At 56.2% G+C, this 14,477-nt stretch carries 15 protein-coding genes and 1 tRNA gene; 13 read left to right on the top strand and 3 right to left on the bottom strand.

Translation table 11 applies throughout. The features are described from left to right. The first annotated feature begins 1 nt into the window (after position 1). On the top strand, positions 2-1,234 hold the full coding sequence (locus CI807_RS27585) for a CaiB/BaiF CoA-transferase family protein (RefSeq protein WP_095017032.1): 1,233 nt from the start codon (positions 2-4) through the stop codon (positions 1,232-1,234). Here the strand turns inward: CI807_RS27585 and lldD are convergent. Next, positions 1,231-2,361 (bottom strand): FMN-dependent L-lactate dehydrogenase LldD, encoded by a 1,131-nt coding sequence (gene lldD / locus CI807_RS27580; RefSeq protein WP_010208917.1) that lies wholly within the window; start codon positions 2,359-2,361, stop codon positions 1,231-1,233. The two genes, CI807_RS27585 and lldD, sit on opposite strands and share 4 nt — an antisense overlap. Positions 2,362-2,463: 102 nt before the next feature. Between lldD and CI807_RS27575 the strand changes: the two genes are divergently transcribed. The 11 genes from CI807_RS27575 (at position 2,464) to CI807_RS27525 (ending at position 11,859) form a co-directional block, all read left to right on the top strand. After that, entirely contained in the window at positions 2,464-3,387 is a 924-nt protein-coding gene (locus CI807_RS27575; RefSeq protein WP_095017031.1) for a LysR family transcriptional regulator, read from the top strand. Positions 3,388-3,420: 33 nt separating this feature from the next. Further along, positions 3,421-3,496, top strand: a tRNA-Asn gene (locus tag CI807_RS27570). 122 nt (positions 3,497-3,618) lie between these two features. Next, a complete protein-coding gene (locus CI807_RS27565; protein ID WP_095017030.1) occupies positions 3,619-4,506 on the top strand; it encodes a ParA family protein in 888 nt (295 codons plus the stop codon). Then, positions 4,503-5,846, top strand: a complete 1,344-nt coding sequence (dnaB, locus tag CI807_RS27560; RefSeq protein WP_095017029.1) for a replicative DNA helicase — start codon at positions 4,503-4,505, stop codon at positions 5,844-5,846. The genes CI807_RS27565 and dnaB overlap by 4 nt, the downstream gene beginning before the upstream one ends. Continuing rightward, positions 5,846-6,202 (top strand): hypothetical protein, encoded by a 357-nt coding sequence (locus tag CI807_RS27555; RefSeq protein WP_095017028.1) that lies wholly within the window; start codon positions 5,846-5,848, stop codon positions 6,200-6,202. The genes dnaB and CI807_RS27555 overlap by 1 nt, the downstream gene beginning before the upstream one ends. Then, complete coding sequence (locus CI807_RS27550; protein WP_095017027.1) at positions 6,202-7,866, top strand: ParB family protein; 1,665 nt, start codon at positions 6,202-6,204, stop codon at positions 7,864-7,866. Before CI807_RS27555 ends, CI807_RS27550 begins: the two co-directional genes overlap by 1 nt. A 22-nt stretch (positions 7,867-7,888) precedes the next feature. Then, positions 7,889-8,440: a DUF2857 domain-containing protein gene (locus CI807_RS27545; RefSeq protein WP_095017026.1), complete on the top strand. Its 552-nt coding sequence runs from the start codon at positions 7,889-7,891 to the stop codon at positions 8,438-8,440. After that, positions 8,440-9,744 (top strand): STY4528 family pathogenicity island replication protein, encoded by a 1,305-nt coding sequence (locus CI807_RS27540; RefSeq protein WP_095017025.1) that lies wholly within the window; start codon positions 8,440-8,442, stop codon positions 9,742-9,744. Before CI807_RS27545 ends, CI807_RS27540 begins: the two co-directional genes overlap by 1 nt. Positions 9,745-10,125: 381 nt before the next feature. Further along, the gene (locus tag CI807_RS27535) at positions 10,126-10,908 is read left to right on the top strand and encodes a PFL_4669 family integrating conjugative element protein (RefSeq protein WP_095017024.1); all 783 of its coding nucleotides are present in this window, start codon (positions 10,126-10,128) and stop codon (positions 10,906-10,908) included. Then, positions 10,895-11,467, top strand: a complete 573-nt coding sequence (locus CI807_RS27530) for a DUF3158 family protein (protein ID WP_095017023.1) — start codon at positions 10,895-10,897, stop codon at positions 11,465-11,467. Before CI807_RS27535 ends, CI807_RS27530 begins: the two co-directional genes overlap by 14 nt. 2 nt (positions 11,468-11,469) lie before the next feature. After that, positions 11,470-11,859: a single-stranded DNA-binding protein gene (locus tag CI807_RS27525; RefSeq protein ID WP_095017633.1), complete on the top strand. Its 390-nt coding sequence runs from the start codon at positions 11,470-11,472 to the stop codon at positions 11,857-11,859. 58 nt (positions 11,860-11,917) lie between these two features. Here CI807_RS27525 and CI807_RS27520 read toward each other — a convergent pair whose 3' ends face one another. Both CI807_RS27520 and CI807_RS27515 read right to left on the bottom strand, forming a co-directional pair. After that, entirely contained in the window at positions 11,918-12,280 is a 363-nt protein-coding gene (locus CI807_RS27520; RefSeq protein ID WP_095017022.1) for a hypothetical protein, read from the bottom strand. A 35-nt stretch (positions 12,281-12,315) separates the two neighbouring features. Continuing rightward, positions 12,316-13,200, bottom strand: a complete 885-nt coding sequence (locus tag CI807_RS27515) for a hypothetical protein (RefSeq protein ID WP_095017021.1) — start codon at positions 13,198-13,200, stop codon at positions 12,316-12,318. Positions 13,201-13,299: 99 nt separating this feature from the next. Here CI807_RS27515 and CI807_RS27510 point away from each other — a divergent pair, with 99 nt between their 5' ends. Continuing rightward, on the top strand, positions 13,300-14,388 hold the full coding sequence (locus CI807_RS27510; protein WP_095017020.1) for a YafY family protein: 1,089 nt from the start codon (positions 13,300-13,302) through the stop codon (positions 14,386-14,388). The last annotated feature ends 89 nt before the right edge of the window (positions 14,389-14,477 follow it).

Below are 14,477 nucleotides of genomic sequence, written 5' to 3'. Positions count from 1 at the left end.
AATGGGTGCATTGACAGGTTTGCGGGTACTGGATTTAAGCCGTGTGTTGGCCGGCCCCTGGTGTGGGCAAGTGTTGGCCGACCTTGGCGCGGAAGTGGTCAAGATCGAACGCCCGAAAAGTGGCGACGACACCCGTGCCTGGGGGCCGCCCTGGATGAAGACCGACACCGGCGAGTCGTCCGGCGAAGCTTCTTATTATCAGTCGACCAATCGCGGCAAGTTATCCGTGGCCATCGATATGGCCACTCCCGAAGGTCAGGAATTGGTACGCGCTTTGGCGGCCAGCTCGGATGTACTGATCGAGAACTATAAAGCCGGCTCCCTGGCCCGTTATGGCCTGGATTACGCGACCCTGGCCGAGATCAATCCGCGCCTGGTGTATTGCTCCATCACCGGTTTCGGCCAGACCGGGCCGCGTGCCGAAGAGCCGGGTTACGACTTCATCATCCAGGGCATCGGCGGCTTGATGAGCATTACTGGCGAGCGTGATGATTTGCCGGGCGGCGGCCCGCAAAAAGTTGGCGTGGCGTTTTCCGACTTGATGACCGGCCTGTATTCCACCGTGGCGATCCAGGCTGCATTGCTCAGCCGTGAGCGCACCGGCGTTGGCCAATACATTGATATGGCGTTGTTGGACGTGCAAGTCGCCACGTTGGCCAACCAGAGCATGAACTACCTGGCGTCGGGCAAGGTGCCGCAGCGTTATGGCAATGCCCACGCCAACATCGTGCCTTACCAGGTGTTCCGCGCCGCCGATCGTGACTTCATCATCGCCTGCGGTAATGACAGCCAGTTCATCGCCCTGTGCCAGAGCATCGGCCTGCCGCACTTGCCGCAGGACCCGCGCTTTTGTCGCAATGCCGACCGCGTGGCCCATCGCGAAGAGATCGTCGCGTTGCTCTCGGCGCACTTCCTGGGGCGCAGCGCCGATGAGTGGGTGGCGTGCATCCATGCGTCGAAGGTGCCGGTGGGGGCGATCAACTCGATTGCGCAATCCCTGGAAGAGCCCCAGGTGATCGCGCGCAACCTGATGGTGAAGATCCCACACCCGCAGAACCCGGATTTTGCCATGGTCGGCAGCCCGATCAAAATGTCCGGCACGCCCGTGGAATACCTGCGGCCGGCGCCGAGGCTGGGGCAGCACACCGACGATATCCTCGGTGAGCGGTTGGGCTTGTCGGCGGAGCAACTGGCCCAACTCAAGGCGCGAGGGATCGTCGAGCAGCAGGGTTAGACCAAGGTAGAGCGATCGATCTGCGCGATGGAAGTGACGCCGGTAAGCGTCATGGCCACGCGCATTTCCTTGGCGAAGATGTCCAGCAGGTTTTCCACGCCGTGTTGGCCGTCGGCGGCCAGTGCGTAGGCGGTGGCGCGACCCAGCAGGCAGGCTTTGGCGCCCAGGGCCAGCATGCGCACCACGTCCAGCCCGGAGCGGATGCCGGAGTCCACCAGCACCGTGAGGTCGTCGCCCACCGCATCGGCAATCGGGGGCAGGGCTTTGGCAGTGGACAGCACGCCGTCCAACTGGCGACCGCCATGGTTGGAGACCACGATGCCATCAGCGCCGAAACTCACCGCGTCCTTGGCGTCCTGCGGGTCGAGAATGCCTTTGATGATCATCGGGCCTTTCCAGAATTCGCGGATCCATTCCAGGTCTTTCCAACTGATGGAGGCGTCGAAATTGTTCGCCAGCCAGCCGATGTAGTCTTCCAGGTGGGTGGGTTTGCCCAGGTATTTGGAGATGTTGCCCAGGTCATGGGGCCGGCCCATCAACCCCACATCGAAGGCCCATTGCGGCTTGGTGACGGCCTGCAGCATGCGCCGCTGCGCCGCGAACGGTCCGGACATGCCCGAGTGGGCATCGCGATAACGCGCGCCGGGCGTGGGCATATCCACGGTAAACACCAGTGTAGTGACGCCCGCGGCTTGCGCGCGCTCCAACGCGTTGCGCATGAAACCACGGTCCTTGAGCACATACAGCTGGAACCAGATCGCCTGCGCGCTCTGCGATGCCACCTCTTCAATCGGGCACACCGATACCGTCGACAGGCAGAACGGAATGCCCTTGTTCGCCGCCGCCTTGGCTGCCTGCACTTCGCCACGTCGCGCGTACATGCCGGTCAGGCCCACCGGACTGAGGATCACCGGCATGTCCAACTCCTGGCCGAACAGCGTGGTCTTCAGGCTCAGGTTGTCCACATTGCGCAGGATGCGTTGGCGCAGGCTGATCTCGGCCAGGTCCGAACTGTTCGCACGCAGCGTGTGTTCGGCGTAGGCGCCGCCGTCGATGTAGTCGAACAGGAAGCGCGGCAGCTTGCGCTTGGCGGCTGCGCGGTAGTCGGAGGCGGACGAGATGATCATTATTGGAGGGCTCCACAAGGCAAGGTGGCGTCAGGATAGGCAATTGTCTGGCATGATAAAAACAACTTTTATCGCTGGTGGTCAGTCGCCAAAGGAATACTGATGAACCTGAGAACTTTGCGTGCCTTTGTCGAAGTGGTGCGCCAGGGTGGTTTCTCCCAGGCCGCCGAGGTGGTGTGCCTGACCCAATCCACCGTGAGCAAGGCGGTCAAGACGTTGGAAGAGGAACTGGGCACGCCATTGCTCAACCGCTTGGGCCACCGTAACGAACTCACCGCTGCCGGCGAAATCGCCTACCGCCGCGCCTTGGTGCTGCTCGCCGAGCGCAACGACTTGGTGGCCGAGATCAACGATCTGCGTGGCTTAAAGCGTGGCGTGCTGCGTATCGGCTTGCCGCCGGTGGGCTGCGGTGTGCTGTTCGCGACGATGTTTGCGACCTACCGCAGCCGTTACCCGGACATCGACATCGAACTCACCGAGTACGGCAGCAAAAAGCTGCGCGAATGCCTGGAAGCGGGGGAGGTCGACCTGGCGGCGCTGCTGCTGCCGGTGGATGAAGACTTCGACTACCAACCCGTGCGCAATGAGCCGCTGATGGCCGTGCTGCCCATCAGCCACCCTTTGGCCCAGCGCAAGCGCATTGACTTCACTGACCTGGCGGAGTCACCGTTCATCCTCTTCGAAGCCGGCTTTGCCCTCAACGCCAAGATCCTCGCTGCCTGCGAGCGCAAAGGCGTCACCCCCAAGGTGACCGCACGCAGCGGGCAGATCGACTTCATCATCGACCTGGTCGCCGCCGGACTGGGTGTGGCCTTCGTGCCACGCATGCTGGCGTACAAACATCAACATGCTGGCATCGCTCTGATCCCGTTGGATGAACCGCACACCGACTGGCACATCGCCCTGGCCTGGCGCACCAGCGCCCACCTGCCGCCGGCCGCTTTGGCCTGGCTGGAGTTGGCCAGGGAACACGCCGATTCAACCGGTCATCCGATTGAATCGCAACGAATGCCAGGAGATGCTTGACTTATCCTTTTTAATCAGTAACATACGGCGCATTCCGCGATAGCTCAGTTGGTAGAGCAAATGACTGTTAATCATTGGGTCCCTGGTTCGAGTCCAGGTCGTGGAGCCAGATAGAGAAAAGCCTGCAGCGATGCAGGCTTTTTTTTGCTTGGGATTTGACCCAGCAATCAAAGCGCACAGCGTGACCAGCATGAAGCCGTCTCTAAATCCTACGATTCAGAGGTAAGCCCCATGAAAGTCGCTGCAGTCGTTTCAACCAAAGGCGGGCCGGGTAAAACCACGGTTGGCGCCAATCTGGGCGCGTTCTGCGCCGATGCAGGTGTTCGAACCCTGCTCATCGATCTTGATAATCAACCGTCGCTGTCCTCGTTTTACAACCTGTCGCATGAGGCGCCTGGCGGTACCTATCAGTTGATCACGAGCAATGAGACTCGGCCTGATCAGATCATTTCTCAAACCTGTATTCCCAATCTGTCGCTGATCAAATCGAACGATCCGTTCAATCTGTTGAGTAATTTGCTGCTGCACGCGGCTGACGGCCGTCTGCGTCTCAAGAATTTGATGCCAGCCTTTGCGCAGGACTTTGATCTGATTCTGATCGACACCCAGGGCGCGCGCTCCATCGTGCTGGAAATGGCCTTGTTGGGCTCTCAAGTGGCTATTTCTCCCATCACGCCGGATATGTTGACTGCCCGAGAGTTTCAGCGAGGGATGCTCCAGCTCTATCGGGACCTGGAGCCCTTGGCTGCATTGGGTGCGGTGACACCCGTGTTGAACATCGTGATCAACAAGCTCGATGCAACCAATGATGCAAATCTCATCTATCACACGTTGACCGAGACCTTTTCCGACCATCCCAAAATTCAGATGGTCCACACAACAATCCCCGCTGCTGTGAGTTTTCGCCGCGCAGCGACCGAAGGTGTACCTGCTCACCGGCTGGAGTATCGGCTCCCTACTCATCGGCGCTCGCCAACCGCTTTCAAGGTCATTAAAGAACTCTCCATGGAGCTGTTTCCCGAGTGGCGCTTGCAATTTGAGACCCTGAGCGAGGAGCGTTTGAGTCAGAACGTTTCATTGCTATCGAAGAGGGCGGCCTTGGGGAGAGCGGCAGTATGAGCCTGCTTGATTTAGCCCCACCTCATTCGGTCGAGGCTGAGCAGGGCGTGATCGGTGGGCTATTGCTCGATAAGTCGGCTTGGGATCTGGTCGCTGACATGCTTTCAGCTGGAGATTTTTTCAGGCGTGATCACCGTCTGATCTACCAGGCTATCGAGAAGCTCGCTGCGCGTGGCTCACCCATTGATGTGGTGACGGTGTTTGAGTGCCTAGATGAGCCTGATGGGGCAGGAGGAGTGGGCTACCTGGCGGAGTTGGCAAAAAACACGCCTTCCGTTGCCAACATCTCGACGTATGCCTCCATCGTTCGTGAGCGCTCCCATCTTCGTCGGCTGGTGATGCTCGGGTATGAGTGCAGCCGCGAAGCGTCCTCAAATCAAGCCAAAAGCGCTGAAGTTCAGGACCTGATTGAGCAGAAGCTTTTCCTGCTGGGGCAGGATCGAACTCGGAGTGACTTTGTTGACGTGAAGCAGACGCTGATGGAGGTGGTTGAGAGGATCGACTACCACTTCAACGAAGGCGACAGCATTACAGGCGTTCCCAGTGGGCTTGATGCAATGGATCAGGTCACTGGCGGCTTTCAAGACGCTGACTTGATCGTCATGGCAGCACGTCCCTCGATGGGAAAAACCAGTTTGGCGCTGAGTATTGTGGATGCCGCGCTCCAACAGAAACCCACCAATACGGTGCAGATCTACAGCTTGGAGATGCCGGCTCACGCGTTGATGTTCCGGTTGGTCGCGATTTTGGGGCAGCTCAATCTGGCGAAACTGATGCGCGGTCAGTTGCGGGATGAGGACTGGCCTAAGGTGATAGCCGCGGTCGCTCGCATCAATGGATACGGCGAGCGGCTCATTATTGATGACACCGCGTGCCTGACCCCGTCGGCACTCAGGTCGAAGGTACGGCGCGCTGCCCGGCGCTCAGGTATGCCGCGGCTGATCATGGTCGACTACCTCCAGTTGATGCGCCTGGATGGCAAGGAAAATCGCAACCTTGAGATCGCTGGCATTACCGCAGCGTTGAAAGCCCTGGCCAAGGAATTCAACTGCCCTGTTATCGCGTTGTCGCAGCTCAATCGCTCGGTGGAGCAGCGAGCGGATAAGCGACCGTTCAATGGTGACCTGCGTGAGTCAGGTGCGATTGAACAGGACGGTGACGTCATCATGTTCATCTACCGGGATGAGGTTTATCACCCGGAGTCTGCTGATGCGGGCGTTGCAGAAATCATCTTTGGGAAACACCGAAACGGGCCCACCGGTACCGTTCGTGTCGCATTCGTCCCCGATCAAACGCGCTTTGCAAATCTGCCTAAAGCGTATGACGCGGGGTTGGTGTGATGAGCGTGTTCAACCATTTGGGTCGCTGCTGTGAATGCGGCGCAGAGTTTCCAATTCATGCCATGACTCAGCGGTTCTTCGCTGCGTGCCCGTCTGAAGATGAGATTGATCTGGATGTTTGCCCTGAATGCGGCAGCTACAGCGTGGAAGATGCCGCTACGCAGTCAGGAGGGGAGGATAGCGTTGAGGACTTGGACACCTGCACTGTGGTGTTTCGCCTTAGCAAGACGCAGATGAGCAGCGGTGAATTTCTTTATGCCTTGGCCTGCCGCGTTGAAGGCTGGAAAGGGGTCGAGGTGCTCCGGGTTCAACTGCCCGATCAGTGTTATGAGGCAGCTATTGGGGAGGTGCACTGATGGCTACCAAGTCCCTTTCGAAGGAGCAGATCAAAGGAAAGCTGTTGCAAAGCACTTTTGCTAACAGCATGCCGGCGGCGCGATTGTCTGACCCCATTGTCGATACCCCAATGGTCTTCACGTTGGAGCAGCTCAGACCTTATGACCATAACCCGCGGCTGAACCGGAACCCACGATACGATGATCTGCGCGCCTCGATATTGAGCCGTGGGTTGGATGCGCCTCCTCCTGTTACACGACGTCCTGGTGAAGAGCACTTCATCATCCGTAATGGCGGTAATACACGGTTAGCCATTCTCAATGATCTATGGCGTGAAACAAATGATGAGCGGTTTTTCCGGATTCATTGCTTGTTCAGGCCTTGGCCCAACCGTGGTGAAATTCTCGCGCTGACCGGGCACCTGGCAGAAAGTGATCTACATGGGGAGTTGACCTTCATTGAACGTGCTTTGGGCGTGGATAGAGCTAGAGAGTTCTATCAGTTGGAGGTCGAAGCGCCGCTGTCTCAGCGGGAATTGGCCAAGCTGTTGAAGCAGGATGGCTATCCGATCTCTCAGCCGCACATCAGCAAGATGCAGGATGCCGTTCGCTACTTGTTGCCTGCTATTCCCAACACGCTCTATGCAGGATTGGGCAAGCCGCAGATAGAAAAGCTGACAGGGTTACGTCGCGCGAGTGAACGGGCCTGGCTTAAGCATGCTGGGGCAGGGGGGCAAGAGATCAATCATGAACATCTGTTCCAAGAAGTCCTGTCGGCGTTCGATCAGGACGAGTTCATTTACGAGCGGTTCCAGGACGAGCTGCTGCACAAGATGGGGCAATTGCTGGGGCAGGATTACAACAGCCTGAGGTTGGATGTACTTGATCCGGATCGTCCGAGCGCCGCAGTACGCTTGTCTGTTTCGACTCAAACCTCTGAGTTGGCTCAATCACTCAGAGAGCCTGTGCAGGTAGTCGCATCTGCGCAGCCTGAACAGTATCAATTGGATTCGTCGGGTGAGCTGCAACGCGAGCAGATCACTGCCAATACGCTATCTCCCATTTCGGGTGAGAGCGCACGTACTCAGACCATCAAAGAACAGCTGGCTCAGTCCACTGTTGAAACGATTCCGAACTCTGAGCAGGTGTGCATCCCAGTTCAGGCTGGCGAAGCGCATCCGGTTGCTGATTTTTGGAACATAGAGAGCGCCGTTGATTCGCCTGAAAGCTTGCGTCAGACCATTTTTAGTCTGGTGCAGGATATCGCTAGCGAGGTGGGATTGCCGCTTGAACACCTTGGTGAAAGTGAATGGGGCATCGGCTTCCTGTGTGTACGCCCAGAGGGTTGGGGCAGCGACCTGTTTGCGGGCTCACCCAAGGGCCTTAGCCCAGACGCGTATACCTTGCTCAACGTCCTTGATGGGCTTAGCGGTCGCTTTGCACCAGCGCTGAATATGCTGCGGGGGACTAGCGGCGTACCAGTGCCACCTGAGATGAACGGTTACCGTTTTCTTGCAGAGTTGGGGCAACTGTTGCTGGGTAGCTCTCTATTGAATAGCCAGCCGGCATCTTCGGTTGGGCGATTGAGCGATGTCGCGCTGGTCAAGTTGTTCAGAGTCATACGCCTGGCGCGGCGGCTCATCGAGTTGGAATCCAACCAATCTTCTTGTGAAGTCATCCAATAACCACGGAGTGGTGGAGGTTTCTGTGCATCCCTTAAATCTGGCTGTCGCTTTTCAGATTTTGAACAACATTAAAAATGGTCAACTGCGTAGCTGCCTGGCCATGGGTTTTGAAGAAACTGACCTGAAAACCCTTGTCGATCCGTTGTGCATGGGGGCTTTGGTCAATTCGCCTGTGCCTTGGTTCAAGGTCGTTGTCGATGGCGTTGCCGTACGGCGCGTGATCGCGCACGCCAAAAATACCGAAGAGGATGAGGTTATCAACCGCGCACTCACTTTGGGTGCCAGCTCACCCATGATCCTGGAGCTTTTTGGATTGCCGCCCAAGGAGGTTGCGGTTCGGCGCTCCATTCTCGGGGTGCCGCTGCGTAGGGGGCGTTGGCCTCACGTCGGGGCTGAGGATGAGGCAGTGCTTTGGAAACATTGGGTCAGCCTCACCAAAGAGTTCAGCACTGACGTCAAAGACCCTCGTTCTGTGCTTGATGTGGCAATAATGATGGCTGAGCGGGAGACCAGTCTGAATCTCGCCATGATTTGGAACGCGATCCAAAGCTGGATCAATCAGGATCTAGTGTGATGAGCGCTGGGGACAATCACCGTTACAACCCAAGCAATCTTGATGCGTTGAACGCCTTGCTCAACGCAGCCGGTGCGGCCCTTAAGACGGCCCGCACTGACAAGCCTGGTGCAGGCAAGGGAGAGAGGCCACCGGCAAAGCCTCTCTCACCTATTTTAGAAGTTGAGAAGTCCGGCATCTTGTTTACCGGTAATCCCCATGAGGCGGTGCCTCGTCGTCTGTTGCTGGATAACCGACTTACCCCTCTGGAACGTAATGCTTGGCAGGTTTTTCGTCTCTTGCTCAATGATGATGGGCTGACCTCCTTCCCCACGTATGAACAGTTGAGGCCGTATCTGGCGTCGTCTCCTTTCAAAGTGGCTTCACGGGAAACCGTGGCCAAGGCGCTGACCGCATTGCGTATGACGCGCTGGCTCAGCCTGGGCGGGTGCGTTCGTGATGAGGTCACCGGACAAATGAAGGGCAACGTTTACCTACTGCACGATGAGCCCGTGAGCATTGCTGAGGCGGTGCTGTTGGATTTTGGGTACTTGGATTTAGTGAATGAGGGGCTGGGGCATACGAACAAATCCGTTCGAGATGTCGCAGCTCATGTTGTGCAGGAGCTTCACACCGACCCCTTTTTGCAGGAGAACACTTTGCCTTCGCATTTGGAGCGGATGCAGCAGCGTTTAACTCAACAGAGCTGGGCCAAATACTTGGTCGGGTTGGAGAGGGCAAGCGATTCCGAACTCAGTGAAAACGAATCCGAACTCAGTGAAAGGGCCTCAGTTCGGAATCGCGGTGAGCCGAGTTCGGATTCCGAACTCAGTCGGAAACCGGCTGTTTTGAGCCCAGTTCGGAATCCGAACTCATCTAGTACTAGTACGAATACAAATGTTTGTAAAAACACAGTACCGCAGGCGTGCGAGGGGCTGCGTTTGCCCGAGCAGTTCCTGTTGCTCGCTGCCGACCAGAGGCGAAACGCGATGGTCGCGCTGGGTGCCATTGGGCCTGGATTGCAGCAGCAGGTGCTGGATCAGTGGGCTGCGCGTTGCGCCAGCGCTGAGGTGCGAAACCCTGCGGGATACCTGTTCGGCATGGTCCAGAAGGCGTCGCGAGGAGAGTTTAATCAACCTGGAGAGCCTGGGAAGGGCGTGTCCCTGGGCGATTCACGAGGCGCTGTGAAGACCGCGGCGGCTCGTTTGGCGCCGGCATCGGATCTATCCGTCAGGCGTGCCAAACCGAGTACCGAAAGCCTTGTGACCGGTCGTGAGGGCGTTAGGGCGATGTTGGATTTGCTGAAGTCGAGTGCCGGTGCTTAGCGAGCCGAGGGTGATTCCAGTGGAATCAGGTTGGCGGATCGCAGTGGGTGATTCCAGTGGAATCAGGTTGGCGGATCGCAGTGGGTGATTCCAGTGGAATCAGGTTGGCGGATCGCAGTGGGTGATTCCAGTGGAATCAGGTTGGCGGATCGCAGTGGGTGATTCCAGTGGAATCAGGTTGGCGGATCGCAGTGGGTGATTCCAGTGGAATCAGGTTGGTGGATCGCAGTAAGTGATTCCACTGGAATCAGCATCTCTGGTTGTCATCGCTTTCAGATCGCGAGCACTCAAAACCGTGGTCCTGTGATTCTGTTTCCCGGCTGACGTTTTTGATGCTGCTGATAACACTGACGTGGTGACATATACCTGCAGGAGCGATCCATGTCTGACGTCTTTCAATTGAATCTCGGCCCTTTGCGTAGTGCCATGAGTCTCACGCTTCACACTCACCACGCTGCTCGTGTTTGGCATGGCAGGCCAGCAAGAGAGGGCAAGAGCGGCATCATCGGCCTCAGTGGCTTTGTCGCCCTGATGAACAAGATCAAGCGCATGGCCGAGCAGGACGATCCTTATGCCGACTACTGGATGATTCAAATCCAGGAAAAACTTGAGTCATCCAAATCTGAACTTGAGGTCATCAGGACTCGGTTAGACCAGTCAATGAGCGGCCTGCCTATTGCCTTGTTTGTAGGTGAAAACGTGAATGTGCATCCAGTTACGCTACCTGTCTTTATCAACTCGCCCTTTGGCTTTTTAGCGGTCTATCTGCTCATTGCCTACGACGACATTGTTCGACGCTTGCTGTTGGCTCATCACACCGCATTGATGGGGCGCCGAGATATGGAGATTTGGATCAATGCCGGCGGAAAGGTCCTGCGCAGCCTGTTTGGGTTGGCTCAACGCTACAAGGTATCCGGTGTGACGCGCGATGACTTCATCACCAACAACGCTTTGGCTCGTCAAGCCCGGGAGAAATTTGGAGAACTCCCGCCGGATGTTCTGGAGGGGATTCGACGTTCGGAATATGCGCCGCCGATCCTGTTACGTCGCCTGAGAGATGAGGCGGATAGCGTTCGTATTGACGACGACGTTATCGACGTTGTTCCTGCCGGTGAGGGTGTCCTTCCAGGATCGTTCGGAGGAGAGCGTTATGGTTCATTCTGACGAACTCGTTCGGCCACTAAGCTCCGTAGAGCTGGTGTCGGGCGCGAAACCGACAGCCTTTCAGCCGCTGCAACAGACTGCCTTCTCTGCGTTAGAACATGCAGCCTTCCTTAAAGGGCTTTTAAAACCTTTTAAGGGTAAGGGGGAACTCATGCAATTTGGCGAAGTGTGCAGTCAGTTGGTGAGCAGCTTGATTCTGCTGGCGACTGAGCAGGTTCTGGCTCAGTCAGAGCGCTATCCATTCACGTTATTGCCCATTCGTATGACGCGACAATCAACGGGGGCAGGGACGGTATTTCTTCGATGGAGTCGAATGGATCGCAGCAAGATGGGAGTCGATTTGTGGGAGGAGTTGGTCCTGGATGATCGGACGCCCACTAGCTTGGTTTCTCAGCTCTTAGCTATGGAGTTGCAGCGCATCACCATCAACATGCAGATCAGTGTGGTCCACAGCATAAGTCGCCAAGCGTTCCTATGTGCTTCAAAAGTCGACGTTGCCGAACAGATTTTTCAGCAACGAATCTCTAGGCAATCAGGAAGAAGCACAGCGGAGGTATGACCATGTCCACCAAGTTTTGGGGTGAAGGAAACATTGGGACGAAGCCAGAGTTCAGGGAGTTTTCCAACGGGAACAAGGAACCCAAGAGGTTGTTGCGGCTGAATGTGTATTTCGACAACCCGGTTCTGAAAGGTGATGGGGAGTATGAGGATCGGGGAGGTTTTTGGGCCAACGTGGAGCTTTGGCACAAGGATGCAGAGCGGTACTCGGAGCTTTATAGCAAAAGCATGCGGGTGGTTGTGATTGGGCGGCTGGTGATGGACAAGTGGGAGGATGACAACGGTGGGGAGTGTCGCGCGATGAAGGTGCAGGCGAGTCGGGTTGGGATACTGCCGCACCGTCTTCAGAGTGCTGGGATGGCAACTGCTGACTCGCCTCCGCCAGAAGAGTAGGCACAGGATTAGCCTTTACCTTGTGCCTACTTCTGTTCTGCATGGAGGCTCCGGAGGGTCACGTGCCTTTTCGGGCGCGCGCTTTTTGCAGCATTACATCGAGCTTCGCGATCATGTCATCTGCATCGATGTCGTACCATTCGCCGCACTCAGCGGCGATGATCAATTCTGCAAACTGTGGGCTGTATTCAAGTGTGCTGTTCTCGAACTCCCGGTCCGACCCGGAAGTGAACACCCAGACACCCGTAATTTCGCTTCCGAATAGTCGCCCCTGGTCCTGCAGTGACATTATTTCACTCAAGTACTTACTGTCAGCTAGGTTCGGGTAACGGCGCATCACCTCGCGGCGCAATGCAGCAGCGGCTATTCCTTCCTTAGCAAGATGTATGATCAGGCTTTGCATGTCATTCAGTTTGCTCATGGGCACCTCGTATCCAAGTCATGAGGAATACAGGGTCAGTTGTTAGATGTCGGTGCTGTATAGCCAAGGTCGTAGCCCATCATAAACAGAGCTTGTTCCAGCCCGCGCAGCGCATTGGCAGGGGCGTCAATTTGATGGAATGAGCTTTGACTGGCGGCGTCATGGGCGATGACTTGGCTCAAAACCCAATTGGCGCGCATGTTCCATTGTGCATGGTGAGATCCTGCGCGCAGGCGTTTGAACTGCAGAGAGCCGGTGCTCGGATTACGGCGTTTGGGTAAAGATGTGTGCTCGCTCTCTTTCGCTGAAGCCCATGGAAAGCAAAGGGCATCAGGCACTTTGCTGAGTCCTTTTGCTTCGCAGTAACGGACCACGAGCAGTCCTAATGCTGCGGCTACACGGCTGTCGTAGATCAAAAAATCGGGACAGATGAGCGAGTAGACTTTGGTCATTCCTGCATTGAAGCGAAGCGCCTTTGATCGCAGAGCTGGAGCGTTAGGATCTTTTTGGATCAGCGCGAGCTGCACGCCCTGGATCATGCGGCCCAGGCCAGCCTTGTTCGCCTTGAGCCATTCCACGTTGCGTGCCGTCACACCACCCCATGCCATCACGTCTGTAGCTGCTTGCAAAACCAGCGTGTCATCAGTTCCGGCTGCGATAAAGTCTTGTCGGAGTGCCTCAAGCGCTTTTGCGTTACTCGCCGCGCAAGTGCCAGTTTCGTAACCCAGGCGGGGATTGCCCGGGAAACTCCAGCGGTAAGATTCGTAAGCACCAAAGAGACTGTCGCACGACCATGTGTTTCCGCTGCGGCGATCTACATATTGATGATTGAACAACGTCTTGGAGTTCAACTCTGTCGCCAGCCAGCCAATGAAAGCACTCACGTGGGGGAGGGCGGCGTAGGATTGTTTGGTTTTCATAAATACTCCTAGAAGTCTGTTTTGATCGTAGGATTGCTTGACGACGAGGAGATGGTATCTACTGATAGGACCACTTTTTGTCCGTGAGAATGCTTTTGCATGGCTGCTAACAAATACACCGCACCGGATCGTGAAAGGCGCCGAAAATTACTGCGAGATCTACTGAAGCAAGCAGGCAGCGCGCAATCGACCGAAGACCTCCATCATGGGATGCAGGAAGCGTTTGGTGGCTACTCAATTAGAACTACCCGTCGAGATCTGAAGGCTCTGACCGATGGACCTCGGCTCGTTAAACCGGCTGACGGACCGAGTCGTAAGAGCCGCTATTGGATATTAGGCCGAGGAAGTATTGACCTTGCTTTGACACCTCCGGAATCGATGACACTGACTGCGATATTTCAGCACGCGGACCGTTTTGGGTTTCGCGTCAAATCTGAAGAACTGACGAAGCTTAGGGAGTATGCGGAGTCCGAAGTATGGGCAGGATCAGCGCGCAACCTGATTGCTGAAAGGCGAATCATAAGCGGGACCCGATTTATGGTTCTGAAGCCCGGAGACTACAACCCGGACCATCTCACCACCATCCAGAAAGCAATGCTCAGCAATCAGAGTTTGGAGGTCACCTATCGACCACGAGACGCTGCAGGTGTCGATACCTGCTTGTACTTGCTGAGGCCGCTTGCGCTGTCTTATCAGGATTCCAACATCTACCTTTCTGCTTTTGTCGCTGAAGAGAAATGGCCGGATGGGTTCGAACCATCTGTAAATTCGCCTCGGGGAAAGTACAGCAGCAATGGCCGTGGCCGAACGTGTGTTTTGATGCTGCACCGAATGGTGGATGTACGATCGCACTGGCAGCATATCCCCGAGCCAGCTGGCTACGACGTGTCCGCGATGGAAGTCCAGAAGGACTTGATGACGATCCATGGGGATGAAGTCATCGATCTGGAGCTTTGTTTGAGCGATAACCTGCACAATCGGTTGACCGAAAATCCGCTCACTGTGGGTCAGGTCATGGTTTTAAAGGGAGGCATGTGGAACCTCAAATGCCAAGTACATGACTCGCAAGGCCTCCGTCTATTCCTGTTGAGCAATGCGTCAGATATTCAAGTTTTAGCACCTGCTTACCTACGTGAACACGTCCGTAGTGTCTTGAGTGATGCGCTCGAAAAATACAGTGTTTCTTAAGGCTAGGATGGCATAGGTCAGTGTTATCGGCCGCGTTCTCAAACGCTGCATTTTCCATCTGGACTATAGGAGGTGGGCTGTGTAGCGTC

Source organism: Pseudomonas sp. NS1(2017), assembly GCF_002269425.1.
In the GTDB taxonomy this organism is placed as follows: domain Bacteria; phylum Pseudomonadota; class Gammaproteobacteria; order Pseudomonadales; family Pseudomonadaceae; genus Aquipseudomonas; species Aquipseudomonas reactans.
This window is presented reverse-complemented; position numbering and strand designations above follow the sequence as displayed.